This is a genomic window from Streptomyces fumanus, assembly GCF_014655295.1.
GTDB classification, from domain to species: Bacteria; Actinomycetota; Actinomycetes; order Streptomycetales; family Streptomycetaceae; genus Streptomyces; species Streptomyces fumanus.
Genome location: NZ_BNBI01000012.1, coordinates 97,469 through 123,566 on the forward strand (window position 1 = coordinate 97,469; position 26,098 = coordinate 123,566).

At 73.2% G+C, this 26,098-nt stretch carries 20 protein-coding genes; 2 read left to right on the forward strand and 18 right to left on the reverse strand.

Annotated elements, in window-relative coordinates:
• Positions 1–193: 193 nt before the first annotated feature.
• The 9 genes from lepB (IE316_RS26000) to IE316_RS26040 all read right to left on the reverse strand — a co-directional run bounded on the left by lepB (IE316_RS26000) (position 194) and on the right by IE316_RS26040 (position 6,446).
• Complete coding sequence (gene lepB / locus IE316_RS26000) at positions 194–1,306, reverse strand: signal peptidase I (protein WP_190206909.1); 1,113 nt, start codon at positions 1,304–1,306, stop codon at positions 194–196.
• The gene (gene lepB, locus IE316_RS26005) at positions 1,194–2,279 is read right to left on the reverse strand and encodes a signal peptidase I (protein ID WP_190206910.1); all 1,086 of its coding nucleotides are present in this window, start codon (positions 2,277–2,279) and stop codon (positions 1,194–1,196) included. Before lepB (IE316_RS26005) ends, lepB (IE316_RS26000) begins: the two co-directional genes overlap by 113 nt.
• Positions 2,272–3,021 (reverse strand): signal peptidase I, encoded by a 750-nt coding sequence (gene lepB / locus IE316_RS26010; protein WP_190206911.1) that lies wholly within the window; start codon positions 3,019–3,021, stop codon positions 2,272–2,274. The genes lepB (IE316_RS26005) and lepB (IE316_RS26010) overlap by 8 nt, the downstream gene beginning before the upstream one ends.
• A 46-nt stretch (positions 3,022–3,067) precedes the next feature.
• Positions 3,068–3,418, reverse strand: coding sequence for a 50S ribosomal protein L19 (rplS, locus tag IE316_RS26015; RefSeq protein WP_190206912.1), 351 nt, complete (start codon positions 3,416–3,418; stop codon positions 3,068–3,070).
• A 134-nt stretch (positions 3,419–3,552) separates the two neighbouring features.
• A complete protein-coding gene (gene trmD / locus IE316_RS26020; RefSeq protein ID WP_190206913.1) occupies positions 3,553–4,386 on the reverse strand; it encodes a tRNA (guanosine(37)-N1)-methyltransferase TrmD in 834 nt (277 codons plus the stop codon).
• A complete protein-coding gene (rimM, locus tag IE316_RS26025; RefSeq protein ID WP_190206914.1) occupies positions 4,386–4,931 on the reverse strand; it encodes a ribosome maturation factor RimM in 546 nt (181 codons plus the stop codon). The genes trmD and rimM overlap by 1 nt, the downstream gene beginning before the upstream one ends.
• An 84-nt stretch (positions 4,932–5,015) precedes the next feature.
• Positions 5,016–5,255: an RNA-binding protein gene (locus IE316_RS26030; RefSeq protein ID WP_190206915.1), complete on the reverse strand. Its 240-nt coding sequence runs from the start codon at positions 5,253–5,255 to the stop codon at positions 5,016–5,018.
• 2 nt (positions 5,256–5,257) lie between these two features.
• Positions 5,258–5,677, reverse strand: a complete 420-nt coding sequence (gene rpsP / locus IE316_RS26035; RefSeq protein ID WP_190206916.1) for a 30S ribosomal protein S16 — start codon at positions 5,675–5,677, stop codon at positions 5,258–5,260.
• A 172-nt stretch (positions 5,678–5,849) separates the two neighbouring features.
• Positions 5,850–6,446, reverse strand: coding sequence for a hypothetical protein (locus IE316_RS26040; protein ID WP_190206917.1), 597 nt, complete (start codon positions 6,444–6,446; stop codon positions 5,850–5,852).
• 972 nt (positions 6,447–7,418) lie between these two features.
• Between IE316_RS26040 and IE316_RS26045 the strand changes: the two genes are divergently transcribed.
• Positions 7,419–8,279: a class I SAM-dependent methyltransferase gene (locus IE316_RS26045; protein WP_190206918.1), complete on the forward strand. Its 861-nt coding sequence runs from the start codon at positions 7,419–7,421 to the stop codon at positions 8,277–8,279.
• A 30-nt stretch (positions 8,280–8,309) separates the two neighbouring features.
• On the opposite strand, the gene ftsH is transcribed toward IE316_RS26045, so the two are convergent.
• From ftsH to nsdA, 6 genes are all read right to left on the reverse strand, one after another.
• A complete protein-coding gene (gene ftsH / locus IE316_RS26050; protein ID WP_190206919.1) occupies positions 8,310–10,256 on the reverse strand; it encodes an ATP-dependent zinc metalloprotease FtsH in 1,947 nt (648 codons plus the stop codon).
• 118 nt (positions 10,257–10,374) lie between these two features.
• Positions 10,375–11,925 (reverse strand): signal recognition particle protein, encoded by a 1,551-nt coding sequence (gene ffh / locus IE316_RS26055; protein WP_190206920.1) that lies wholly within the window; start codon positions 11,923–11,925, stop codon positions 10,375–10,377.
• A 217-nt stretch (positions 11,926–12,142) separates the two neighbouring features.
• Complete coding sequence (locus tag IE316_RS26060; protein WP_190206921.1) at positions 12,143–14,605, reverse strand: [protein-PII] uridylyltransferase; 2,463 nt, start codon at positions 14,603–14,605, stop codon at positions 12,143–12,145.
• Between the two features lie 25 nt (positions 14,606–14,630).
• Positions 14,631–14,969, reverse strand: a complete 339-nt coding sequence (locus IE316_RS26065; protein WP_190206922.1) for a P-II family nitrogen regulator — start codon at positions 14,967–14,969, stop codon at positions 14,631–14,633.
• The gene (locus tag IE316_RS26070) at positions 14,966–16,306 is read right to left on the reverse strand and encodes an ammonium transporter (protein WP_190206923.1); all 1,341 of its coding nucleotides are present in this window, start codon (positions 16,304–16,306) and stop codon (positions 14,966–14,968) included. Before IE316_RS26070 ends, IE316_RS26065 begins: the two co-directional genes overlap by 4 nt.
• 302 nt (positions 16,307–16,608) lie before the next feature.
• The gene (gene nsdA / locus IE316_RS26075; RefSeq protein WP_190206924.1) at positions 16,609–18,102 is read right to left on the reverse strand and encodes a transcriptional repressor NsdA; all 1,494 of its coding nucleotides are present in this window, start codon (positions 18,100–18,102) and stop codon (positions 16,609–16,611) included.
• Between the two features lie 455 nt (positions 18,103–18,557).
• On the opposite strand from nsdA, the gene IE316_RS26080 reads away from it, so the two are divergent.
• Complete coding sequence (locus IE316_RS26080) at positions 18,558–19,223, forward strand: bifunctional DNA primase/polymerase (protein ID WP_190206925.1); 666 nt, start codon at positions 18,558–18,560, stop codon at positions 19,221–19,223.
• A gap of 266 nt (positions 19,224–19,489) precedes the next feature.
• On the opposite strand, the gene ftsY is transcribed toward IE316_RS26080, so the two are convergent.
• From ftsY to smc, 3 genes are all read right to left on the reverse strand, one after another.
• Entirely contained in the window at positions 19,490–20,698 is a 1,209-nt protein-coding gene (ftsY, locus tag IE316_RS26085; RefSeq protein ID WP_190206926.1) for a signal recognition particle-docking protein FtsY, read from the reverse strand.
• A gap of 203 nt (positions 20,699–20,901) precedes the next feature.
• Positions 20,902–22,320, reverse strand: coding sequence for a sugar porter family MFS transporter (locus IE316_RS26090; RefSeq protein WP_190206927.1), 1,419 nt, complete (start codon positions 22,318–22,320; stop codon positions 20,902–20,904).
• A 203-nt stretch (positions 22,321–22,523) separates the two neighbouring features.
• Positions 22,524–26,078, reverse strand: coding sequence for a chromosome segregation protein SMC (gene smc, locus IE316_RS26095; RefSeq protein ID WP_190206928.1), 3,555 nt, complete (start codon positions 26,076–26,078; stop codon positions 22,524–22,526).
• Positions 26,079–26,098: the final 20 nt, after the last annotated feature.

Sequence of the window (26,098 nt, forward strand, 5' to 3'; positions counted from 1 at the left end):
GTCCGCACCCTACCGGGCGGTACCCGGCACGGTCAGCCCCCGCCGGGGTTCACCGGCAGCGGCCGGGGCCGGGCTCCCGGCGCACCGACGGCCTGCCGTGGCGCGCCCGCGCGCCCGGTCCGGCCAGGCGCCTCCACGCGCCGCGCCGCCGGCCCGGCCGGGCCGGGCGCGCCCGTGCGGGAACGGACCCGCCTCAGCGCGCCCGCTGCGCCGCGGCCCGCCTGCGGCGCCACAGCACCACGGGCACGGCGCCCGCCAGGGCGAGGCCCTCGGGCGCGGCCGACAGGGCAGCGGCCGCCGAGGACCGGGCGTCCAGGCCCGTCTGGTCGAAGGTGTCCGGGACCGGCAGGGTGTCCCAGTGGTTGAGGGGCCAGGCGACCACGATGGCGCGGCCGATGACCTCGTCCACCGGGACCATGCCGTGGTTCTTGTCGCCCTGGTTGTAGCGGGAGTCGCGGCTGTTCTGCCGGTGGTCGCCCATGACCCAGATGTAACCCTCGGGGACCTTGACCTTGAACCGGCCGCCCTGGTCGTCGTCGCTGCACGGCGTGTTGCCGGGGTAGACGTACGACGACTCCTCCAGCGCCTTGCCGTTGACCTTGAGCGGGCCGGTGCCCTCACACTCGACGGTGTCGCCGCCGACGCCGATGACCCGCTTGATCAGGTCCTTCTCCTCGGAGGACGGCATCAGGCCGATCCAGCCCAGGAAGGTCTGCAGGGCGTTGGGGTCGGTGGTGGGCTCGCCCGCCAGCCAGTCGTCGGGGTCGTGGAAGACGACGACCTCGCCGCGGTCGGGCTCGGAGCCGAACCAGGGGGTGAGCTTGTCGACCAGGACCCGGTCGCCCTCGGTGAGGGTGTTCTGCATCGACGCGGAGGGGATGGAGAACGCCTGCACCAGGAACGTCTTGATGAGCAGGGCGAGCACCAGCGCGATGCCGATCAGCAGCGGCAGCTCCTTCCAGAAGGAGCGCTGCTTCTTGGCCGGCCTGGGCGGCGGGGTGTCCTCCGGACCGGCCGTCCCACCGGGTCCGGGCGCCCCGCCGGAGCCGCCGGGACCGGAGGGGCCGCCGGACCCCGGCGTCCCGCCGCCGTCCGCCGTACCGCCCGGACCCTGTCCGCCGATCCTGTCGCGCCCGTGGTCGCGCCCGTCGCCGCGCCCGTCCGTCACCGCGCCGTCGCCGGCCGCCGGGGAGTCATTCCCGGTGACCGGAACGCCGTCCGTGGCCGGGGGGGCCGCTTCCACGGGGCGTCCGCGGTCCTCCTCGCCACCGTGTCCGGACCGTGCGCCAACCGCCACATCCCCCACGCCAACTCCTTACTCCGTACCGCTGCCTGCCCCGTGTCCGACGCAGGCCCACCACTCCCATAACGAGCGGGAGTTCCGCAGGGGTCGGGAGCTGGATCAACTCGTTCGATTCGTCGGGGGCAACCCTATGCGACGGACCCGCCGCCGCGGTGGGCGCGGAGGCCGCGTCGGAGACGGACGCGTACGTCTTCGGCTCCTCCAGGGTGCTCCAGTGGCCGAGCGGCCAGACGATCATCCTGGCGCGGCCGACCACCTCGTCCTCGGAAACCGTACCGAAGTCGGTCTCCTGGTGGGCGCGGGAGTCCGCGGAGTTGGCCCGGTGGTCGCCCATCACCCACAGCCGGCCCTGGGGGACGGTGACGTCGAAGCGCGTGGTGGAGGGGGCGTTGCCGGGGAAGAGGTAGTCCTCCTGGAGGGGGACGCCGTTGACGGTGACCCGGCCCTGGGCGTCGCAGCACCTGACCCGGTCGCCGCCCACGCCGACGACGCGTTTGATGAGGTCCTGCTCGTCGTCGGAGGGCAGCAGGCCGATGAAGGTCAGCGCCTCCTTGACCTGCTTGACGACGACGGGGGCGTCCTCGGTGGCGGTCCGCTCGCCCTGGAGCCAGCCGCCGGGGTCGCGGAAGACGACGACGTCCCCGCGCGCGGGGCGGGACCCGAACCACGGGGTGAGCTTGTCGACGAGCACCCGGTCGCCGATCCGGATCGTCTGCTCCATGGAGCCGGACGGGATCACGAACGCCTGCACCAGGAAGGTCTTCAGCACCAGCGCTATCAGGACGGCGACCCCGACGAGAAGGGGTATCTCCTTGACGGCGCCGCGTCGGCGGCGCCGTTTGACCTTGCGCTGCAGGCGGCGCCGCTCCGCCCGGGAGCGGCCGCCGGAGGTGCCGCCCGCGCGGCGCGAGCCGGTCGGCAGCAGGTTCTCGGCGGGGCCGCCGGGCGCCCCGCGCGGCTTGCCGCGGCTACCCATCGGCGTCCCCGGTACCGTCCGGCCCATCCGTGCCGCCGGTTCCGGCGGGCACGCGCGCGTAGGCGCCGGGACGGTCCAGTCCCGACCTGGCGTGGCCGAACGGCCAGACGATCCAGTCGGCGCGGCCGACCACGTCGTCCACCGGGACCATGCCGCCGCCGGGAGAGCCGAGGTGGTCGCGGGAGTCGCTGGAGTCGCTGCGGTGGTCGCCGAGGACGAACAGCCTTCCGTCGGGCACGACGACGTCGAAGTTCACCGCGGACGGGCTGTCCCCCGGGTACAGGAACGCGGACTCATCGACCGACCGGCCGTTCACCTGGACGCGCCCCTCCTGGTCGCAGCAGACCACGTGGTCCCCTCCCACACCGACGACGCGCTTGATGTAGTCGCCCTGCCCGAAGGTCCCCGTGCCGTCGAACACGACGACGTCGCCCCGCTCGGGCCGGGCACCGAAACGGTACGCCAACTTGTTCACGAGGACGCGGTCGCCGATCCGCAGTCCGCGTTCCATCGATCCGCTGGGGATGCGGAAGGGCTGGAGCACGAACGTGGAGAGCAGCAGCAGGAAGAGCAGCAGGATCAGCAGGGTGAGGGTGACCCGCCCGCCCGGGACCCACGGGGCGAGCCGGTCCGCCAACGCGGAACGCGACCGTCCCTCCCGGCGCTCCGGCTCCGAGGGGTCCTCGGGTCCGGAAGGGCGGGAGGAGCGGTCGCGCTCCGTCGGCTGTGTTTCGGTGTCCATCGGGGCCAGATGCTATCCGGCCCCGGCGAGGACACCGTGAGAACACTCAGTTCTCGCGCTTCTCCTTGATCTTCGCGGCCTTGCCGCGCAGCTCACGGAGGTAGTACAGCTTGGCGCGGCGGACGTCACCGCGGGTGACGAGCTCGATCTTCTCCACGATCGGGGTGTGCACCGGGAAGGTGCGCTCGACGCCGACGGAGAAGGAGACCTTGCGGACCGTGAAGGTCTCGCGCACGCCGGAACCCTGGCGGCGGATCACCACGCCCTTGAACTGCTGCACACGGGAGCGGTTGCCCTCGATGACGCGGACGTGCACGTTGACGGTGTCGCCCGGGCGGAAGGCCGGGATGTCGGTCCGCAGCGACGCGGCGTCGACGGTGTCGAGCAGGTGAGACATTTCGTCTGCTTTCCTCGCTGATGCCACAGGTCATCAACGGAAACTAGGTTTTCACGGGTGAGCGTCGTGCGGGTCGGGCGGCGTCGTCTCCCCCTGTGGCAGGGGCGCGCACCGGACAGGCGCACAACAGCGGCCTATTCTTCCACGCCGTCCGCCCTGCGCCAAAATCGGCCGTACGGCTCCCCCGCCGGGTCCGGTTCCCAGCCCAGGATGGAGAGCATCTCCCGGTCCTTCTTGTCGAACGCCTTGGGGTCGCAGCCCTCGATCAGGTCGGGCCGGTGGGCGGTCGTGCGCCGCAGGGCCTCGTCGCGGCGCCAGCGGGCGATCTTCCCGTGGTGGCCGCTGAGCAGCACGTCGGGGATGCCGCGCCCGCGCCAGTGCGGGGGCTTGGTGTAGACGGGGCCCTCCAGGAGGTTGGCCATGGCGCCGGGCGCGAAGGAGTCGTCGCGGTGCGACTCGGCGTTGCCGAGGACGCCGGGCAGCAGCCGGGCCACGGCCTCGGTGACGACCAGGACGGCCGCCTCGCCGCCGGCCAGGACGTAGTCGCCGATGGAGACCTCGTAGACGTCCATCCGGGTCGCGTACTCGTCGACGACCCGGCGGTCGATGCCCTCGTAGCGGGCGGGCGTGAAGATCAGCCAGGGGCGCTCGGAGAGGTGGACGGCGAGCTCCTGGGTGAAGGGCCGGCCGCTGGGCGTGGGCACGATGAGGGCGGGCGCGCGGGAGCCGGTCTCGTAGCCGTCGGCCAGGACGGTGTCCAGCGCCTCCCCCCAGGGCTCGGTCTTCATGACCATGCCGGGGCCGCCGCCGTAGGGGGTGTCGTCGACCGTGTTGTGCCGGTCGTGGGTCCAGGAGCGCAGGTCGTGGACGTGCACGTCGAGCTGTCCACGCGCGCGTGCCTTGCCGACCAGGGAGACGTTCAGCGGTTCCAGGTACTCGGGGAAGATCGTGACGACGTCGAGCCGCATCAGGAGGCGTCCTCCCGGGCGGAGGCGATCTCCGCGCGGTCGTCGATCAGTCCCGGCGGCGGGTCGATGACGGCGCGCTGCTCCTCCAGGTCGATCTCGGTGACGATCTCGGCGACGAACGGTACGTAGACCTCGCTGCCGTCGGGCCGCTCCACCACGAACAGGTCCTGGGTGGGCAGGTGGGAGATCTCGGTGATCCGGCCGACCTCGGTGCCGTCGGCGGTGACCACGTCGAGGTCGATCAACTGGTGGTCGTAGTACTCGTCCTCCTCCTCGGGCAGCTCGTCCGGGTCGACCTCGGCGATCAGGAGGGTGTTGCGCAGGGCCTCGGCGCCGGTGCGGTCGTGGACGCCCTCGAAGCGCAGCAGCAGCCTGCCGCTGTGCACGCGGCCGGCGGCGATGGTGAGCGGCCCGGCGGAGGCGGGGTCCGTGGCCAGGACGGCGCCCGGGGCGAGCCGCAGCTCCGGTTCGTCGGTGCGGACCTCCACGGTGACCTCGCCCTTGATGCCGTGGGCGCGGCCGATGCGTGCGACTACCAGCTCCACTGTGTTCGTTCTCCTGTCATACGACTACGGGCCGGGGACGGCCCTGATGGCCTTCCCCGGCCCGAGCCGGTGTGCTGCGAAGCGTCAGCGGACGTCGTCCACGTCGACCAGGTCGACGCGGACGCCACGGCCGCCGATGGCGCCGACGACGGTGCGCAGCGCGCGGGCGGTACGGCCGTTGCGGCCGATCACCTTGCCGAGGTCGTCCGGGTGGACCCGGACCTCGAGCACGCGTCCGCGGCGCAGGGTGCGCGAGGCGACCTGCACATCGTCAGGGTTGTCGACGATGCCCTTCACGAGGTGCTCGAGAGCCTCCTCGAGCATGCTCAGGCCCCGGTCGACTCGGACTCGGCAGCGGCCTCGTCCTTCTTGTCGGCCTTCTTCTTCGGGGTGATGGCCTCGCCCTTGCCCTCGTCGTCGCCGACGAGCGCCTCGAAGGACGGGCGGGCCGTCTTCTCGGCCGGCTGGAGCAGCGGCGCCGGGGCGGGCTCGCCCTTGAACTTCTGCCAGTCGCCGGTCTTCTTGAGGATGGCGAGCACGGGCTCGGTCGGCTGCGCGCCGACGCCCAGCCAGTAGGCCACGCGCTCGGAGTCGACCTCCATGACCGACGGGTTGTACGTCGGGTGGTACTTGCCGATCTCCTCGATCGCACGGCCGTCACGACGGGTACGGGAGTCGGCGACGACGATGCGGTAGTGAGGCGAACGGATCTTGCCCAGACGCTTCAGCTTGATCTTGACTGCCACGGGAGTGGGTTCTCCTGGATTTGACGTGGTTGGGCACGGCGAGATTGCCGCGTGGGGTTGCGGTACCCGAGTGCCCGATGGACGCGTCAGCCGGAGGAGAGAGGGGTCCTGTGCGGCTGTCGAGTACAGCTAGCCATTGTGCCATACCCCGGTGGCCGCTTCCGGCCGCCGGTCAGCTCGCCGCCGCGCCCACCACCTCCGGAATCCGGAACGGCTTGCCGCAGCCGCCGCACACGATCGGGGCCTGGGCCAGTACGGACGGGACGACCCGTACGTTGCGGCCGCAGTCGCAGACGGCCTTCACGCGGACGCCGCCGCCGGAGGAGCCGTGGCGGGCGGCGGGGCCGCGGAAGGTGCGGGCGGAGTCGGTCGCGGTCGCCGCGGTGTGCGCCTTCAGGGCGCGCTGCAGGCGCTCGATCGTCGGGCGGTAGCGGCGCTTGGCCTCGGCACTGAGCGTGACCAGGGAGAAGCCGCTGCTCGGATGCGGTTCGTCGGGATGGTCCAGGCCCAGTTCCTCGGCGATCGCGAGGAACCTGCGGTTGTGGTACCGGCCGGCGCGGGAGGTGTCGCGGACTCCACGCGCGGCGGCGATGCCGTGGACTGCCTCGTGCAGCAGTCGTTCGAAGGAGAGCTCGTGCCCGCAGGCGGACGACGACTCTCCGATCAGGGACTCGGGGGCGGCAAGGTCCGGCAGCTCGGGGTGGTGCCGCTGAATGTCGGCCCACGCCTGCGCCAGCTCTGCGGCGAGAACAGGTGGTGTCGTGCTCACGTAACGCCAACGAGCAGGGGTGCCGCTGTGTTCCTATTCCGGGGCATCCCAAATAATTTGCTCGTAGCCGTCAGTTTCCGCTGATGCGTCCCGACGAGGGCGGGTGCGCTGATCTGCGGAGAAGCCTCACAGCTCGTACCAAGGTGGTGCGTAGTCCGCGGTACGCGCCGGCGCGTAGGCCGTGTCCACGCGCCGGTGTGCGGGGGCGCGGCGCGGGCGCAAGGGGCGTTTCGGTCGCTCTCGCGCCCGGAGGGGCGTCACCCGGTGGGCGTACGCGACGGGGGCGACGTTACCGGGTACGCCCCCGCGATCCGGCACCGACCCGCCCACGGCGACCGGACCCGGTACGGCGACCGCGGGCCCGGCCGGTCCGACCTCGCCGTTCGCTCCCGGCGCCGCCGGGGCGGCGTCCGCCGGGGCGGCCGGCTCGCCCGCCCGCACGGGCCGCGACGGCACCCCGCGGGCGCGGGCCGGGCGGCGCGCCCGGGACCGCCCTCCGGGCCTCCCGCGGGGCCGCGGGCACCGCCGCGCCGGACGAACCGGCCGCTCGCCGCCCGATGGGGACGGTCACGCGGCCCCGTCCCGCGCGGGGACGCCCACCGCGGTCAGCCGGCCGCCCCGCTCCCCGACCTTGGCCGGAACCGCCTCCTCCCCCTCGCCCCGGCGCCGACGGCCCGGACCGGCACCGGCCCCGGCGCCGCCCGCGACCCGCTGTCATCACCGGGCGACACGATCAGGCCACCCCGCACGCGCGTGCCAGCCGCCGACGGCGTGGCGCGAGGGTGCGGCTCAGGTTGCCGTCGTGTGAAATCTCGCCACATCCGCCGGGATCGGACGAACCGGCCCCCTCCACCACTGGACGCCACGGCGCGCCCGGAGTTTCCTGGCATACAGGGGGGAGTGCGAGCGCGACCCACGGGGGCGACGGAAGCGGCACAGCGGCAGAACTCTCGGCGATTGGGGCACTTTCCTATGACACCTACGCTCGTGCGCCGGCACCCGCCCCACACGGGGACGGCACCCCGCGTGGACCGGCGGGCACGCGCGCGTGACTGGTCGGAGATCCAGGAGCGGATGCTCGTACCGCTCTACGAGGCCGTCTACGAGCGACTCGACGTGGGAAGCGGTACGCGGCTGCTGGGTCTGGGATGCGGCTCGGGGCTGGCCCTGCTGATGGCCGCCGCCCGGGGCGCGGCGGTCACCGGCGTGGACACCGGCGCTCCGGAGAAGCTGGCACTGGCGCGCGAACGCCTGCTGCCGGACGGAGGCCGGGGCACGCGCGCGCGTGCGGACGCCCGGATCGTCGAGGGCGCGCCCGGCGACGCTCGGCAGCCGGGACAGCCGGCCTTCGGTCTGGTGACCGCCCTGGAGCCCATCGGCTGCTTGGCGGGCGACTCCGAGGACCTGGGCGGACTGCTGGCGGAGGCGGCCCCGCTCGCCGAGCGCGGGGCGCCCGTGGTGCTGGCCGGCTGGGGCCCGCCGGAGCGCTGCGCCACCACCTCCGTGCTGCGGGTGGCCACCCGGCTCGCGGACCCGCTGCGCAGCGCGGGCAGTTGGCGCCCCGCCCTCCGCGACGACCTGGAGGAGGTCGCGCACCGGGCCGGGCTCCGGCCGGACGGCTCGGGCCGGGTGGCCTGCCCGTTCGGGTACGCCGACACCGACAGCGCGGTGCGCGGGCTGCTGTCCACGGGACTGTTCGACCAGGCGGTCGCCGCCACCGACCGCTCCCAGGTCGACAAGGAACTGACCGAGGCGCTGCACCCGTACCGGCGCGGCGACGGCACCGTGTGGATGCCGAACGTCTTCCGGTACCTGATCGCGCGGACCCCCTGACGGCTCCGCCCCCGGACGGGCGGGCCGCGGTCAGTCCTCCCGGGTGTCCTTGCGCAGCCGGGTGATCCCGGCGATGCGGTACGCCTCCGCCTCCTCCAGCGTCTCGTTCGCGAGCAGCGCCTGAGCCAGGGCGTCCAGGCGCCCCCGGTGGTCGCGCAGCTTGCGGCACGCCTCGTCGTAGCAGGTGTCGACCACCCGGCGCATCTCGCCGTCGATGGCGTCCAGCGTCTGGGGGGCGGCGGCCAGCCCGTACGCCTGCTGGGCGTCGTCGGGCAGGGCGGACAGGCGGCCCACCCGCTCGCTCATCCCCCAGCGGGCGACCATGGACCGGGCGATCCGGGTGACCTGTTCCAGGTCGCTCTCCGAGCCCGTGGTGATCACCCCGTAGACCACGTGTTCGGCCGCCATGCCGCCGAGCGCGCCGATGATCCGCCCGCGCAGGTACTCCTCGGTGTACGCGTACTTGTCCGCGTCCGGCGTCGACAGCGTCACCCCGAGCGCCCGCCCGCGCGGCACGATGGTGATCTTGCGGACCGGGTCGGCGCCCGGCTGGAGCATGCCCAGCAGGGCGTGCCCGCTCTCGTGGTAGGCGGTGCGCCGGCGCTCCTCCTCGGGCATCACCAGGGGGCGTTCCGCGCCGAGCTGGACCTTCTCCAGGGCGTCCGACAGGTCGGCCGCCGTCACCCGGTCCTGCCGCCGCTTGACGGCGAGCAGGGCGGCCTCGTTGGCCAGGTTGGCCAGTTCCGCACCGGTCATGCCGGGGGTGGTCCGGGCGACCCGCACCAGGTCCACGTCGTCGGCGAGCGGGATCTCGCGGGTGTGGATGCGCAGGATGGCCTCCCGGCCGCCCCGGTCCGGCGGCGAGACGGTGACCACCCGGTCGAACCGCCCCGGGCGGGTCAGCGCCGGGTCGAGGATGTCGGCGCGGTTGGTGGCGGCGATGACGACCACGCCCTCCGAGCCGGAGAAGCCGTCCATCTCGGTGAGGATCTGGTTCAGGGTCTGCTCGCGCTCGTCGTGGCCGCCCATGCCGGCGCCGCCGCCGCGCGCCCGCCCGATGGTGTCGATCTCGTCGATGAAGATGATCGACGGCGCCACCTTCCGGGCCTCGGCGAACAGCTCCCGCACCCGGGAGGCGCCCACGCCGACGATCATCTCGATGAACTCCGACGCCGACGCCGAGAAGAACGGCACCCCCGCCTCCCCCGCCACCGCGCGGGCCAGCAGCGTCTTGCCGGTGCCGGGCGGGCCGGACAGCAGGACGCCGCGGGGCATCTTGGCGCCCATCCTGCGGTAGTCGCCGGGGTTCTTCAGGAAGTCGACGACATCGCTCAGCTCGCCCTCCACCTCGTCGATGCCGGCCACGTCCGCGAAGGTGGTGCGCCCGCCGCCCGGCTCCAGCTCGACCGGCTTGGGCGGTGCCTTGCGGCCGAGCATGCCGCCCGCGCCGCCGCCCAGGGCGCCGCGCATCCGCCGCGCGACGACCACCCACAGGACGACCAGGAGCAGCATCGGCGCCAGCGAGATCAGCAGGTTGGCGAGGAAACTACGGTGCTGGACGACGGGTTCGGCCGTGACGGTGACGCGGTTCCTGGTGAGGTCCTCCCAGAGCCGGTCGTCGGCGAAGGTCGGCCGCTCGGTCTGGAACTTGGTGTACGTGCCACCGCCCCCGGGCTTGTCCCGGGCCTTCTTGAGCTGGCCCTGGATGGCGTCGCCCTTGGCGTAGATCTTGCTGACGTTGCCCTCGCCGACCTGCTCGCTGAACTCCGTGTAGGAGATGGTCGGCTCGTCGCCCCCGTCGAAGAAGGACAGCACCAGGTTGGCGACGAGGTAGACGACCAGCGCGGCCAGCACCAGGCTCCACCAGTTGCCGCGCGGCCTGCGCCCGCCCGGCGGCGGCCCCGGCGGCTCCTCGGGCGTGCCCTCGGTACGCCAGGGCGGCTCGGGCGCCTTGCGCGGCGGGGAGGGGTTGGCCATACCCGGACGTTACGACAGGAAAGCCGCGCCCGCCCGCGCGTGTACGGCACTGGGGGCGCCCCCCCGAAGGAAGGGCGCCCCCAGTGCCGTACCGGCCGCCGGTCCGCTGCGGGGACCGTCAGCCCATGAACTTCTTGAACTCGTCCGGCAGTTCGAAGTCCTTGCCGCCCTGCTGCGGCAGCCCGAGGGCGCCGCCGGCCTGAGCGGCGGCGGCCCGGCGGGCGGCCTCCTCCTGCTCCTGCTGCTTGCGCTTCATCGGGTTGCCGGAGCGCTGCTTGCCCTTGGCCTTCTTCTGCTGCTTCTTCTGCCGGCCCGGACCGCCGCCCATGCCGGGCAGCCCCGGCATCCCGGGCATTCCGCCGCCCTGGGCCATCCGGGACATCATCTTGCGGGCCTCGAAGAACCGCTCGACCAGGTTCTTCACCGCGCTGACCTCGACGCCGGAGCCCTTGGCGATCCGGGCCCGGCGCGAGCCGTTGATGATCGTCGGGTCCTGGCGCTCGCCCGGGGTCATCGACTTGATGATCGCGGCGGTGCGGTCGACGTCCCGCTCGTCCAGGTTGTTGATCTGGTCCTTGATCTGGCCCATGCCGGGGAGCATGCCGAGCAGCTTGGAGATGCTGCCCATCTTCCTGACCTGCTCCATCTGGGCCAGGAAGTCGTCCAGGGTGAAGTCCTGGCCCTTCTTGGACGCCAGCTTGGAGGCCATCTTCTCGGCCTCTTCCTGGCTGAACGTCTTCTCCGCCTGCTCGATCAGGGTGAGCAGGTCACCCATGTCGAGGATGCGGGAGGCCATCCGGTCCGGGTGGAAGGCGTCGAAGTCCTCCAGCTTCTCGCCGTTCGACGCGAACATGATCGGCTTGCCGGTCACGGACGCGATCGACAGCGCGGCACCGCCGCGGGCGTCGCCGTCGAGCTTGGAGAGGACGACCCCGTCGAAGCCGACGCCGTCGCGGAACGCCTCGGCGGTGTTGACGGCGTCCTGGCCGATCATCGCGTCGACGACGAAGAGGATCTCGTCGGGCGAGACGGCGTCGCGGATGTCCGCGGCCTGCTGCATCAGCTCGGCGTCGATGCCGAGGCGGCCGGCGGTGTCAACGATGACGATGTCGTGGACCTTGGACTTCGCGTACTCGATGGAGTCCTTGGCGACCTTGACCGGGTCGCCCACGCCGTTGCCCGGCTCGGGGGCGTAGACGGCGACGCCGGCCCGCTCGGCGACGACGCTGAGCTGGTTGACCGCGTTGGGGCGCTGGAGGTCGGCGGCGACCAGGATCGGCGAGTGGCCCTGCTCCTTGAGCCACCGGCCGAGCTTGCCCGCGAGGGTGGTCTTGCCGGCGCCCTGGAGGCCGGCCAGCATGATCACGGTCGGCGGGTTCTTGGCGAAGCGGAGCCGGCGGGTCTCGCCGCCCAGGATGGTGACCAGTTCCTCGTTGACGATCTTGAGGACCTGCTGGGCGGGGTTGAGGGCCTTGGAGACCTCGGCGCCGAGGGAGCGTTCCTTGACGCTCTTGATGAACGACCGGACGACGGGGAGGGCCACGTCGGCCTCGAGGAGCGCGATGCGGATCTCACGGGCCGTGGCGTCGATGTCGGCCTCGGAGAGCCTGCCTTTCCCGCGGAGTGATTTGAAAGTCGCGCTGAGGCGGTCGGAGAGGGTATCGAACACGGCGGCGTCGGTCCTCGGGGTCGGGGGCGTGTGGGCTGCCCTCCAGGGTATCCGGCCCCGGAGGCGAATCGTCCCCGCCCGCCGTGCTCGGCGGACGGGGACGGAACCCCGCGCAGGCGGGGAGCGCCTCGCGTCCATGTCGGCTTCGGACAGCCGTCCCGGACCACCCCCGCGGCAGCGGGGAGTACGTCATGAGAACGCGTCCGGCGAGCGCGGGTCACCCCCGCAGCGTCTCCTCCAGCGCCCGGGCCACCGTGGCCGCCTCCTCCCCCGGCAGGGGGGCGCCCGTCGGGCCGGTGACGTAGAAGGCGTCGACCGCGTTGGCGCCCAGCGTGGAGACGTGGGCGCTGCGGACCCGTACGCCCGCCCGCTCCAGGGCGTGGCCGATGCGGAACAGCAGGCCGGGGGCGTCCTGGGCGCGGACCTCGATCACCGTGGCGGAGCGGGACGCCGCCGGGGCGACCGTCACGCGCGGCGGCGGCGCGACCACGCCCCGGCGCCGGGGGTAGGCGGCGTCGCGTTCGGCGAGGCGGGCGGCGATGTCCAGGGAGCCGTCGAGGGCGCGGACCAGGTCGGCGCGGAGCCGGGCGGCCTGCGGCAGCGAGCCGTACTCGGCGGCGACCCGCCAGTCCAGCAGCAGGACCGAGCCCTCGACGCCGTCCGGCAGCGGCAGCGACCGCAGCTCGGCGGTGCGGACGGTCAGCCGGTGCACGGCCAGCACCCCGGCGACCGCGGGGAGCACCCCGGACTGGTCGGGTACGGCGATCAGCAGTTCGACGCCGAGGGGTTCCTGTCCCCCGGCCGGTTCGGCCGGTTCGGCCGGCGGCTCCGCCGCGGTCTCGGTCCGGGCGCGCAGCGCGAGCACCGGGCCGCCGGTGCGGAAGGACTCGACGGCGAGCCGTTCCTGCTCGGCGGTGGGGGCGGCGGCCTCGGGGTCCGCCGGGGGGTCCCCGGAGAGCACCGCCGAGACCCGTTTGACCAGGTCGGCGACGAGCGAGCCGCGCCAGCCGGACCAGGCGGCGGGCCCGGTGGCCAGGGCGTCGGCCTCGGTGAGGGCGTGCAGCAGTTCCAGGGTGCCCTGGGTGCCGACGGCGTCGGCGACCGCGCGGACGGTGGCGGGGTCGTCGAGGTCGCGCCGGGTGGCGGTCTCGATCAGCAGCAGGTGGTGGCGGACGAGGGTGGCCAGGACGGCGGTGTCCGCGCGGTCGAAGCCGATGCGGGCGGCCACGTCCTTGGCGATGATCTCGCCGGCCACCGAGTGGTCGCCTGGCCAGCCCTTGCCGATGTCGTGCAGCAGCGCGGCGACGAGCAGCAGGTCGGGGCGGTGCACCCGGCGGGTGAACGAGGCGGCGCGGACCGCCGTCTCGATGAGGTGCCGGTCGACGGTCCACACGTGCACGGCGTTGCGCTGGGGGCGGCAGCGCACCCGCTCCCAGTCCGGCAGCAGCCGGGTGACCAGGCCCTCGGCCTCCAGCGCCTCCCAGACCTGGACGGTGGGGCGGCCGGAGCCGAGCAGGGTCACCAGTTGTTCCCGGGCCTCGGCGGGCCAGGGCGTGGGCAGGGGGCGCGCGGTGGCGGCCAGGCGCCGTACGGCGTGCAGGGAGAGCGGGAGCCCGGCCTGTGCGGCGGCGGCCGCGGCACGCAGCGGGAGCACGGGGTCGCGGTCGGGGCGCGCGGCGCGGGCGAGCACCACCTCGCCGTCCTGCTCGACGACGCCCTCGGCGAGCGGGGAGCGCTCGGCGGCGGGTCTGCCGCCGCCCAGCATGGCGCGCAGCCGGGGCCGCACCGACCGGGCCCGCAGGACGCGCCCGACCTCGCGCCAGGTGACGTCGCCGGCGTAGGAGACGGTGCGGGCGGCCTCGTAGACCTGGCGCAGCAGGGTGTCGGCGTCGAGCAGGCCGAGTTCGGCGGCGACCTGGTCCTGTTCCTGGAGGGCGAGCCGGTCGGTGGCGCGGCCGGTGGCGAGGTGCAGGGCGTCACGGACGTCGAGGAGGCGGCGGCGGGCCTCGGCGAGGCCCTCGCGGGGGGCGTCGGCGAGCCAGGAGGCGGCGACGGCGCGCAGGGCGGTGGCGTCGCGCAGGCCGCCGCGGGCCTCCTTGAGGTCGGGTTCGAGGAGGTACTGGAGTTCGCCCTGGCGTTCGGCGCGTTCGGCGCAGAGTTCCTGGAGTTCGGGCAGGCGCTTGGGGGCCTGGTTGCGCCAGTCGGCGAGGACGGTGGTGCGCAGGGCGGAGGTGAGGCCGAGGTCGCCGGCGAGGTGGCGGGCGTCGAGCAGGCCGAGGTGGACCTTGAGGTCCTCGCCCGCCGTCCGCCGGGCCTCCGCGGGCGTACGGACGGCGTGGTCGAGGGCGAGGCCGAGGTCCCAGACGGGGTACCAGAGGCGGTCGGCGAGGGCGGCGACCGCCTTGTCGTCGCCGCCGTCGTGCAGCAGGAGCAGGTCCAGGTCGCTGCGGGGGGAGAGTTCGGCGCGGCCGTAGCCGCCGACCGCGACCAGGGCCACGCCCGCGCGGTGCTCGGCGGCGGCGTCGAAGAGGCCGGCCAGCCATTCGTCCGTCAGTTCGGCGAGGGCGCTACGGCGCGGCGGCCCGGACCGCGCCCCCTCGGTGAGGAGGCGCAGCCGGGCCGCCGCGTAGCCGCTGGGTCCCGAGTCCTCTGTTTCGTTCACCACGTCCGTACCCGTCACCCGGCGACTCCTGTTCGTTGCGGTGTCAGAGCGCGTCCGGGCCGCGTTCGCCGGTCCGGACCCGGACGGCCGTCTCGACCGGTACGGCCCAGACCTTGCCGTCACCGATCTTGCCGGTCCGGGCGGCCTTGACGACGACCTCGATGAGCTGTTCGGCGTCGTCGTCCTCGACCAGCACCTCGATGCGGATCTTGGGGACGAGGTCGACGGTGTACTCCGCGCCCCGGTAGACCTCGGTGTGGCCGCGCTGGCGGCCGTAGCCGCTGGCCTCGGTGACGGTCAGGCCGTGCACCCCGAAGGACTGCAGGGCTTCCTTGATCTCGTCGAGCCGGTGCGGCTTGACGACGGCGGTGATGAGCTTCATGCGTCCACCTTCTTGGTCTCGGCCTGGGCCAGGGGGGTCGGCACGGCGGTCCGGGCCGCGCCGCCGCCGGCGCCGCTGAAGTCGTACGCGGTCTCGGCGTGCTCGGCCTGGTCGATGCCGGCCACCTCGTCGTCCTCGGAGACTCGCATGCCGATGGTCCGGTCGAGGAGGAAGGCGAGGACCGCGGAGACGACCAGGGAGTAGGCGAGGACGCCGAAGACGCCGGCGCACTGCTTCCAGAACTGGTCGAGGCCGCCGCCGTAGAACAGGCCCGCGACGTCGGACTGGCCCTTGCCGGTGGCGAAGAAGCCGATGAGCAGGGAGCCGAGGATGCCGCCGACGAGGTGGACGCCGACCACGTCGAGGGAGTCGTCGTAGCCGAAGCGGTACTTCAGGCCGACGGCCATGGCGCACAGCACACCGGCGATGACGCCGATGGCGATGGCGCCGAGCGGGGAGACCGCGCCGCCGGAGGGGGTGATGGCGACCAGGCCGGCGACGGCGCCGGAGGCGGCGCCCAGCGTGGTGAAGGCGCCGTGCCGGATCTTCTCGTAGGCCAGCCAGCCGAGCACGGCGGAGGCGGTGGCGACCTGGGTGTTGACGAACATCAGCGCGCCCACGCCGTCGTCGTTGCCGAGCCAGGAGCCCGCGTTGAAGCCGAACCAGCCGAACCACAGCAGGCCCGCGCCGAGCATGACCAGCGGCAGGCTGTGCGGGCGCATCGGGTCCTTCTTGAAGCCGATCCGCTTGCCGATGACGAGGATCACGCCGAGCGCGGCGGCACCGGCGTTGATGTGCACGGCGGTACCGCCGGCGAAGTCGATCACACCCAGTTCGAAGGCCCAGCCGCCCGCGCCCCACACCCAGTGGGCGACCGGGAAGTACACGATCGTGGCCCACAGGGCGATGAACAGGGCCCACGCGGTGAACTTGACGCGGTCCGCGAGGGCGCCGCTGATCAGGGCGGGGGTGATGACCGCGAACATGAGCTGGAAGACCAGGAAGACGAAGACCGGGATGGTGTAGCCGTCCCACAGCTCGGTCAGGCCGATGTCGCTCAGGCCCACCCAGCCGGAGTTCCAGCCGACGACGGAGCCGGAATCCGTGCCGAACGCCATGGAGAACCCGTACAGCACCCACAGGACGGTGACGATGCCGAGGCTGATGAAGCTCATCATCAGCATGTTCAGGGTGCTCTTGACGCGGACCATGCCTCCGTAGAAGAAGGCCAGGCCGGGGGTCATGAGCATCACCAGGGCGGAACAGATGAGCATGAACCCTGTGTTGGCGGCAGAGAGCGTGGGCGTCTCTGCGGCAAGGGTGATGGCTGGTGCCATCGGCGTCTCCTCGTCGTTGGTACGGCCCCGTGCGGGCGAAGCCTGGGCGGGCTGTGAGGGGTGGGCCGGTTATGCGCCACGAGATTGGCGCAGCGCGGTTTCGGTGGGCGCCCCTGGTTGTTTCGCCGCCGTGACGAAGGCTCCGTACGTGTTACGCGTGGGTGAACCGCCGGAATCGGGCTCGCGCGATCGTTATCGTGCCGCAACCAACGGGACCGGCCGCGGCGACCCTCCGATGACTTGGCGCGGGGGAGCCGAGTCGGGCAGTTCGGGAGGGCCGGCCGCGGCCGGGGTCGGTGGGGTCAGACCGCCTCGGCGGTCTCGGGCAGTTCGGCGGCGAGGCGTTCGGTGAGGTCGGTGACCTCGGCGAGGTCGCCGAAGTCGCGTACGGCCGTGTCGACGGTCTTGCGGATGCGGGTGTTGACGCGTTCGGAGCGGACCTTGCGGGCGATGCCGAGGGCCTCGGTGACCAGGGCGGTGCTCTGCTCGGGCTCGCGCCGCAGCAGGTGGACGGTGGCCATGCCGACCAGGTTCAGTGCGTACGACCGCTGGTGCTCCTCGTCCTCGGCGAACAGCTCCACGGCGCGGCTCATCAGCGGCTCGGCGAGCGAGGCGTAGGCGGGGCTGCGGCCGGCCACGTAGGCCAGGTCGCGGAAGGAGTGGGAGTTCTCCCCGTACAGCTCGGCCTCGGAGAAGAAGCGGATCCAGTCGGGGTCGGGCTCGTCCCAGTCACCGGCCTCGGCGAAGGTGTCCTCGGCCATCCGCACGGCCCGCTTGCACCGGCCGGGCTGCCCCATGTTGGCGTAGGCGCGGGCCTCCATCGCATACAGCATCGCCTGGGTGCGCGGGCTCGCGCAGTCCCGGCTGCCGTACTGCGCGAGGTGGATCAGCTCCAGGGCGTCGTCGGGCCGGCCGAGGTGGATCATCTGGCGGCTCATGCTGGAGAGCACGTAGGAGCCGAGCGGCCGGTCACCGGCCTCCTTGGCGGCGTGCAGGGCGAGGACGAAGTACTTCTGCGCGGTGGGCTGGAGCCCTATGTCGTACGACATCCAGCCGGCCAGTTCGGCGAGTTCGGCGGCGACCTGGAACAGCTTGGCCCGGGTGGGGCCGGGCTGCGGTTCCTGGAGGAGGTCGGTGACCTCGTGCAACTGGCCGACGACCGCCTTGCGGCGCAGGCCGCCGCCGCACTGGGCGTCCCAGCGGCGGAACATCACGGTGGTGGACTCCAGCAGGTCCAGCTCGGGCTTGGACAGCTTGCCCCGCGCGCGGGTGGTGGGCACCGGCTCGGCATCGGCCGCCGGGGCGGACGGGGACGGGACGAGCCAGCGCTGCATGGGCTCGATCAGGGACGGGCCGGCGGACAGGGCCAGCGAGGTCCCGAGGAAGCCGCGCCGGGCCAGCATCAGGTCGCTGCGGGAGAACTCGCTGAGCAGGGCCACCGTCTGCGGGGCCGTCCACGGCAGGTCGACGCCGGTGGCGGAGGGGGCGGGGCGGCCGGTGCGCAGGCCGAGGTCCTCGACCGACACGACGACGCCGAAGCGCTCGGAGAACAGCTCGGAGAGGATGCGCGGGATCGGCTCGCGCGGGTTCTCGCCGTCCAGCCAGCGGCGTACCCGGGAGGTGTCGGTGGAGATGTGGTTGGCGCCCAACTGGCGGGCGCGGCGGTTGACCTGGCGGGCCAGCTCGCCCTTGGACCAGCCGCTGCGCACGAACCACGAGGTGAGCAGTTCGTTGGGGCGCTTGTCGGGGTGCGGGGCGCTGCCCGCGCCCGCCGCGCTGTCTCCGTTTCCGCTCACTGGAACGCCCCCATCCTCAAAGCCGCTGTCGCCGGGTGGGCCAAACCCTATCAGAATCCCGGTGGCCGTGGCCGCCCGTCCGGCATTTCTCACCCGTCGAACGGAAAGCCGAGTTGCCTCCGGCATACCCACGCGCGTAGGTGCCCACCGGCTTCATGCACACAAAGTAATCCTACGATCACCCGTTCAGCCACGGGGTTCGCTGAAACGCCACCATTCGCCACCCCTTCGAATGAACGCGCGGTGGCGTCTCCGCGATTCACTTGACACAGCCCGTTCGGGAGTTGTTGCAGTGCTGCACGCCAGGGCGTGCACTGGCCGCCGCACCACCCGGGGTGCTTCCTGGCGCCGTCTGAAACGCGCGGCACTGGGGAGGGGGAGTACATGGAAGCACGGAGCGTCACGCCGCACGTCCGCAGCGTTACCGCCGGTGCGCCGGACCCGTTGGAGGGGGTATGGGCTTCACGATCGGCAGCAGTCGGGGCATCCGCGACATCAGGGCCGGTTCGCGCCGCCGCGGTCGCTCCTCGGTGTGCACGGCCGTGGCCGAGTTCACCGGGCTGTGGGGCTGGGACGTGGTGCCGGGCGCCCGGGCCGCCGGAGGGGCGTGCTCCTGCGGGCGCGCGGACTGCCGGGCGCCGGGCGCGCATCCGCTGGACTTCGCGGAGGAGATCCCCGCCGGGTCGACGCTGGACCGGGTGACCGAGGCGTGGGGTGCGGTCCCGGGGGCGGCGGTGATGCTGCCGGTCGGCCGGACGTTCGACGTGATCGAGGTGGCGGAGGCCGCCGGGCGCCGGGCGCTGGCCAGGCTGGAGCGCATGGGGCTGCCGGTCGGTCCGGTGACGGTGACGCCCGAGGGCCGCGCCCACTTCTTCGCCGCGCCGGGCACCGCCGCCGAGCTGTCCCGGTCGCTGTACCGGATGGGCTGGGACCTGCCGTCCACGCTGGACCTGCGCGGTCTCGGCCCGGGTACGTACATCACCGCCCCGCCCTCCGACCGCGGCGGCCGGGGCCCGGTGCGCTGGCTGCGCCCACCGACCCTGGACGCCGCGGCCCAGCCCCCGACGGCCCGGCTGCTGCTGGGCACGCTCGCGTACGTGGCGCACCGGTCGCGGGACTGAGGGGCCCGCGCCGGGCCGGCCGGGCGCCGGGGCGTCGCTTCCGCCCGCGCTGGAGCGGGCGGGGGCATCGCCTCGGCCGCCGTGGCCGTGACCCGGCGGCGGGGGCGGCGCGGTGCGGCACCCGCCTTCCGGGGCCGTGCGAGGCGGCGGCCCGTCTTCGGAGACGTGCGCCTGGCGGCCGGCGTGCGGCGGCCCGTGGGCCGTACGCACGGAAGCGGCGCCCGTCCCCCGAGGGGCCGGGCGCCGCTCGTGCGGGCGTGGGTGCCTCAGTCGCCGATCAGCGCGTCCACGAACGCACCCGGCTCGAACGGCGCCAGGTCGTCCGCGCCCTCGCCGAGGCCGATCAGCTTGACCGGCACCCCCAGCTCGCGCTGGACGGCGATCACGATGCCGCCCTTGGCGGTGCCGTCCAGCTTGGTCAGCACGATGCCGGTGATGTCGACCACCTCGGCGAAGACCCGGGCCTGGATCAGCCCGTTCTGGCCGGTGGTGGCGTCCAGCACGAGCAGCACCTCGTCCAGCGGGGCGTGCTTCTCCACCACGCGCTTGACCTTGCCCAGCTCGTCCATGAGGCCGGTCTTGGTGTGCAGCCGGCCGGCGGTGTCGATCAGGACGACGTCCGCGCCGATCTCCTTGCCCTCCTTGACCGCGTCGAAGGCGACGGAGGCCGGGTCGCCGCCCTCGGGGCCGCGCACGGTGTGGGCGCCGACCCGCTCGCCCCAGGTCTGCAACTGGTCGGCGGCGGCGGCCCGGAAGGTGTCGGCGGCGCCCAGCACGACGCTGCGGCCGTCGGCGACCAGAACCCGGGCGAGCTTGCCGGTGGTGGTGGTCTTGCCGGTGCCGTTGACGCCGACGACCATGACGATGCCGGGCTTGCTGGTGGCGGGCTCGGTCTTGACCTCGCGGTCCAGGCCGGGGCCGAGCAGCGTGATCAGCTCCTCGCGCAGCAGCCCCCGCAGTTCCTCGGGGGTGCGGGTGCCGAGCACCCGGACGCGCTCGCGCAGCCGTTCGACCAGTTCCTGGGTGGGCTGCACGCCGACGTCGGCGGTGAGCAGGGTGTCCTCGATCTCCTCCCAGGTGTCCTCGTCGAGGTGCTCGCGGGAGAGCAGCGTGAGCAGGCCCTTGCCGAGCGCGTTCTGCGAACGGGACAGGCGGGCGCGGAGCCGGACCAACCGGCCCGCGGTGGGCTCGGGGACCTCCAGCGGAGGCACCTGGAGCTCTTCGACGACGGGCGGCTCCTCGGCCGTGACGGTGCCACCGTCCGGGAGGTCGACCTCCTCTATCGTCCGGCGCGTTTCGTCGCGCGGCGTCTCGGCCTCGTCGCCGACGTGCGGCTCGGCCGGAGGGGCGGTGATGTCGGGCGCGGAGGGCGGCGGCGGGGGCAGGTGCTTCTTGCGGCGGCTGCCGACCACGAGCCCGCCGAGCGCGCCGATCACGACCACGGCGATGACTACAGCAAGGATGAGGATGTCCATAACCCGTCCAGTATCGGCCATGAGCCGCCGGCGCACCCCGTTCGCGACCGGCCGGAGGGCGGAAGAGGGGGACCGCACGACGGCCGTACGACGTACTGCCCGGCTCGTCGGGCGAGCCGGGCAGTGCGCCGGGGGTGTCGAGGAGCGGGCAGCGGGGACTTGGCCCGGCTCCTCGAGTACGGGTGCCCGCGAGGGGCGCGGGCTCAGCCCATCTCCTCCAGGGCCTTGCCCTTCGTCTCCTTCACGAACTTCAGGACGAACGGGATGGAGAGCGCGGCGAAGATCGTGTAGATCACGTAGGTCGCGGAGAGGTTCCAGTCGGCCAGCGACGGGAAGCTCGCGGTGATGGCCCAGTTGGCGATCCACTGCGCGGAGGCGGCGACGCCGAGCGCGGCGGCGCGGAGCCGGTTGGGGAACATCTCGCCGAGGAAGACCCAGACGATGACGCCCCACGACAGGGCGAAGAAGAGCACGAACAGGTGGGCGGCGATCAGCGCCACCCAGCCCTGGGTGGCGGGCAGCTTGCCGTCGACCAGGTGGGCGGAGAACGCCCACGCCTCCAGCGCCAGGCCGATGACCATGCCGACCGAGCCGATGATGGCGAGCGGCTTGCGGCCGACCCGGTCCACGAAGATCATCGCGATCACGGTGCCGATGATGTTGATGATCGACGTGGTGAACGAGTAGAGGAAGGAGTCCGTCGGGTCGACGCCGACCGACTGCCACAGCGTCGAGGAGTAGTAGAACGCGACGTTGATGCCGACGAACTGCTGGAACACCGACAGGCCGATGCCGATCCAGACGATCGGCTTGAAGAAGAAGCTGCCGCCGAGCAGGTCCTTGAAGCTGGACTTCTCCTCGCGGTGCATCGCCGTCTCGATCTCGGTGACGCGGGCGTCGAGGTCGACGTTGTGGCCCTCGACCTCTTCGAGGATCTGGCGGGCGCGGTCGTGCTTGCCCACGGAGATCAGGAAGCGCGGGGACTCGGGGATGGCGAAGGAGAGCAGGCCGTACAGGACGGCGGGGATCACCATGACGCCGAGCATGACCTGCCAGGCTTCCAGGCCCATGATCTCGCCGCGCTGGTCGCCGTCGGCGGCGTTCAGCAGACCCCAGTTGACCAACTGGGAGACGGCGATGCCGATGACGATCGCGGCCTGCTGGAAGGAGCCGAGCCGGCCGCGGTAGGCGGGCGGGGAGACCTCGGCGATGTAGGCGGGGCCGATGACCGAGGCCATGCCGATGGCGAAACCGCCGATGACGCGCCACATGGCGAGGTCCCACAGCGCGAACGGCAGGGCCGAGCCGATGGCGCTGACGGTGAAGAGGACGGCGGCGATCTGCATGCAGCGGATCCGGCCGATGCGGTCGGCGATCCGGCCGGCGGTCGCGGCGCCGATGGCACAGCCGATCAGCGCGATCGCGATGACCTGGGCCAATACCGCGGAACCGACGTCGTAGCGGTCCCGGATGGCCTCGACGGCGCCGTTGATGACGGAGCTGTCGTAGCCGAAGAGGAAACCGCCCATCGCGGCCGCCGCCGCGATGAAGATGACGTGCCCGAGATGATCGGGGTGAGCCGTTCTGGCTCCTGACTTGGGTGCCTCAGCAGTGCTGGTCACGTGTACTCCTCGGGCCACCGGCAACGCTGCCGGGGTGGTTCGCCTTCGAGGTCCGCCTGAAAGGTACCTGAAGGTAAAAGCAACGTTGCAGAGACTATGCCTTCAAGTTTCGAAGTCAATAGGGCGAAAGCTGTGACGTACGAGACGTTCCGGGAAGGAGAGACGTGTGAAGTGTGTTCAAGTCTTGAAGCTGCGGTGGGGTGCTAGCGGAGACGCTGGCTGATGACCTTGGACACGCCGTCGCCCTGCATGGACACGCCGTACAGCGCGTCGGCTATCTCCATGGTCCGCTTCTGGTGCGTGATCACGATGAGCTGGGACGCCTCCTGCAGCTCCCGCATGATCCCGATCAGCCGCTGCAGGTTGGTGTCGTCCAGCGCCGCCTCGACCTCGTCCATCACGTAGAACGGACTGGGCCGCGCCTTGAAGATCGACACCAGCAGCGCCACCGCGGTCAGCGACCGCTCCCCGCCGGACAGCAGCGACAGCCGCTTGACCTTCTTGCCCGGCGGCCGGGCCTCGACGTCCACACCCGTGGTGAGCATGTTGGCGGGGTCGGTCAGCACCAGGCGGCCCTCGCCGCCCGGGAACAGCCGGCCGAACACGCCCTCGAACTCGCGGGCCGTGTCGCGGTACGCCTCGGTGAAGACCTGTTCCACCCGCTCGTCGACCTCCTTCACGACCTGGAGCAGGTCGGCGCGGGTCTTGCGCAGATCCGCCAGTTGCTCGCTGAGGAACTGGTGCCGCTCCTCCAGCGCCGCGAACTCCTCCAGCGCCAGCGGATTGACCTTGCCGAGCTGCTGGTAGGCCCGCTCGGCGGCCCTCAGCCGCTTCTCCTGCTCCGCCCGCACAAAGGGCCTGGGCCGGTTGCGCGGATCGTCCGGATCGTCCGGCAGCTCCTCTCCCTCGGCGGGGGGCGAGGGCGGCACCGGCCGGTGCGGTCCGTACTCCGCCACCAGTCCCGCCGGTTCCACACCGAGTTCCTCCAGCGCCTTGGCTTCAAGCTGCTCGATGCGCAGCCTCTTCTCGGCGCCGAGTACCTCGCCCCGGTGGACTGAATCCGTGAGTTTGTCGAGTTCGGCCTTGAGGTCGCGGCCGGCGGTACGGGCCGCGGCCAGTTCCTGTTCGCGGCGGGCCTTGGCGGCCTCGGCGGCGGTGCGCTCGGCGTCGGCGCGGGCCAGGGAGACCTCGACGTGCGCGAGCAGTTGGCGGGCGCCCGCGGCGACGGCCCCGGCGACGGCCGCCTCGTGGCGCAGCCGGGCCGCCCGGCGTTCGGCATGCGCGCGTGCCTCGCGTTCCGCGCGGGCGGCGCGGTCCAGCGAGTCGGCCCGTCCGGCCAGCCCCTTGACCCGTTCCTCGTGCGTACGCACCTGGAGGCGGGCCTCCATCTCGGTCTGCCGGGCGTTGGCGCCGTCGGCGGCGAGCCGGTCGCGCCGCGCGGTGTCGGGTTCCTCCTCGGCCGGCAGCTCCTCGGCGACGGCGAGCCGCTCGGCCAGCTCCTCGGCCTCCATGAGCGCCCGGTCCAGCGCCTCCTGCGCCCGGTCCGCGGCGGCGGCGGACCGCTCGGCCTCGCCCGCCGCGCCCCGGGCCTGCCCGGCGAGCCGCCCGAGCCGCTGGGCGACGGCCGACTTTTCCCGGTCGGCGGCCCGGCGCCGCTCCCCCAGTCGCTCCACCAGCTCCGCGCACTCCCGGCGCAGCTCGGCGGCGCTCTCCTGCTCCGCGGCCAGCTCCGCGCACCGCACGTCCAGTTCGGCCAGCTCGGCGGCGGCCTGGTCCACGGACGCCTGCACCTCCATGAGGCTGGGCGCCCCGGCCGACCCGCCCTGCGCGTAGTGCGCGCCGAGCAGGTCGCCCTCGGCGGTCACGGCGGTCACCCCGGGCCGCGCGTACACCAGTTCCTCGGCGTCCTCCAGCGTCTCCACCACGACCACCCCGCGCAGCAGCCGCCGCACCGCGGGCATCAGCTCGGCCGGCCCGCGCACCAGGTCGGCGGCGCCCGGCGGCCCGTCCGTCCCGCCGGGCGGGGGTACGTCGTCGGGGGCGCCGGCCAGCAGCAGCGCGGCCCGTCCGGCGTCCTGCTTGCGCAGCAGGCGGAGGGCGTCGGCGGCGGCGGAGGGGGAGGTCACGGCGAGCGCGTCGGCGGCGGCGCCGAACGCGGCGGCCAGCGGCACCTCGTAGCCGGGGGTCACGGTGAGCAGCTCGGCGGCGGGGCCGAGCAGGCCGGTGAGCCGGTCGCGGGCGGCGAGCAGCGCGCCGGTGCCGTCCTTGCGGCGCAGGCCCAGGGCGAGGGCGTCGTGCCGGGCGCGGGTGGCGGCGCGGGCGCGTTCGGCCGCGGTGAGCGCCTCACGGGCCGCGGTGAGGCCGGCCTCGGCCTCGGCGAGCCGCCGCCTGGCGTCCTCGTGCCGCTCGGCGAGTTCCTGGTCCCCGGCGTCCAGGCCGTCGACCTCGGCCTGGAGGGTCTCGTACTCCTCCTGGGCGGCGGCGGCGCGTTCCTGGGCCTCGTCGCGGGCGGCGGCCAGGCGTTCGATCTCGGCCTGGGCGGCGGCGGCCCGGGAGCGGGCGGCGCCGACCTGGCCGGCCAGTCGCGCCAGGCCCTCGCGCCGGTCGGCGATGGCCCGGGCGAGGTCCTTGAGGCGGCGCTCCTCCTCGGCGAGTTCGCGCTCCAGTTCGGCGCGGTGGGCGACGGTGTCCTCCAGGGCGCGCTGGGCGGCCTCCAGGGCGGCCGTCAGTTCGGCCTCCTGTTCGCGGACGCGGGCGGCCTCGCGTTCCATGTCCTCGGGGTCGCGGCCCCGGCGCTCCTCGGGGGGCGCCGAGGTGGCGCTGCGGACGCGGGCGTCGGCCAGGGAGATGGTGCCGCGCACCCGTTCGGCCGACTGGGACAGCTCGTACCAGGTCTGCTGGGCCCGCTGGAGGCGCGGGGTGAGCCGGCGGACCTCGTCCTCCAGGTCGGCCTCGCGGCGCACCGCCCGGCTCAGCTCCCGCTCGGCGGCCTCCTTGCGTTCCTTCAGGGCGGCCTCGTCGGCGATCTCGGCCTGGAGCGCCTCGCGCAGGCGTACGAGGTCGTCGGCGAGGAGGCGGAGCCGGGCGTCGCGCAGGTCGGCCTGGATGACGGCGGCCCGGCGGGCGACGGCGGCCTGGCGTCCGAGCGGCTTGAGCTGGCGGCGCAGTTCGTCGGTCAGGTCCTGCACACGGGCGAGGTTGGCCTGCATCGCGTCGAGTTTCCGCAGCGCCTTCTCCTTGCGCTTGCGGTGCTTGAGGACGCCGGCCGCCTCCTCGATGAAGGCGCGGCGGCCCATGGGGTCGGCGTGCAGCACGGAGTCGAGCTGGCCCTGGCCGACGATGACGTGCATCTCGCGGCCGATGCCGGAGTCGGAGAGCAGTTCCTGGATGTCGAGCAGCCGGCAGGTGTCGCCGTTGATCTGGTATTCGCTGCCGCCGTTGCGGAACATGATCCGCGTGATGGTGACCTCGGCGTACTCGATGGGCAGTGCCCCGTCGGAGTTGTCGATGGTCAGCGACACCTCGGCCCGGCCGAGCGGCGGGCGGCCGGTGGTGCCGGCGAAGATGACGTCCTCCATCTTGCCGCCGCGCAGCGACTTGGCGCCCTGCTCGCCCATGACCCAGCTCAGCGCGTCCACGACGTTGGACTTCCCCGAGCCGTTCGGGCCGACGACGCAGGTGATGCCCGGTTCGAACCGGAGGGTGGTCGCCGAGGCGAACGACTTGAACCCGCGCAGGGTCAGGGCCTTCAGGTGCACGCCGCCGGACTCTACCTCCC

Coding starts and splice junctions, on each gene's coding strand:
- lepB (WP_190206910.1), bottom strand. CDS start 2,279: ATGGGTAGCCGCGGCAAGCCGCGCGGGGCGCCCGGCGGCCCCGCCGAG.
- lepB (WP_190206911.1), bottom strand. CDS start 3,021: ATGGACACCGAAACACAGCCGACGGAGCGCGACCGCTCCTCCCGCCCT.
- rplS (WP_190206912.1), bottom strand. CDS start 3,418: ATGTCTCACCTGCTCGACACCGTCGACGCCGCGTCGCTGCGGACCGAC.
- trmD (WP_190206913.1), bottom strand. CDS start 4,386: ATGCGGCTCGACGTCGTCACGATCTTCCCCGAGTACCTGGAACCGCTG.
- IE316_RS26030 (WP_190206915.1), bottom strand. CDS start 5,255: ATGCTCGAGGAGGCTCTCGAGCACCTCGTGAAGGGCATCGTCGACAAC.
- IE316_RS26045 (WP_190206918.1), top strand. CDS start 7,419: ATGACACCTACGCTCGTGCGCCGGCACCCGCCCCACACGGGGACGGCA.
- ftsH (WP_190206919.1), bottom strand. CDS start 10,256: ATGGCCAACCCCTCCCCGCCGCGCAAGGCGCCCGAGCCGCCCTGGCGT.
- IE316_RS26065 (WP_190206922.1), bottom strand. CDS start 14,969: ATGAAGCTCATCACCGCCGTCGTCAAGCCGCACCGGCTCGACGAGATC.
- IE316_RS26070 (WP_190206923.1), bottom strand. CDS start 16,306: ATGGCACCAGCCATCACCCTTGCCGCAGAGACGCCCACGCTCTCTGCC.
- IE316_RS26080 (WP_190206925.1), top strand. CDS start 18,558: ATGGGCTTCACGATCGGCAGCAGTCGGGGCATCCGCGACATCAGGGCC.
- ftsY (WP_190206926.1), bottom strand. CDS start 20,698: ATGGACATCCTCATCCTTGCTGTAGTCATCGCCGTGGTCGTGATCGGC.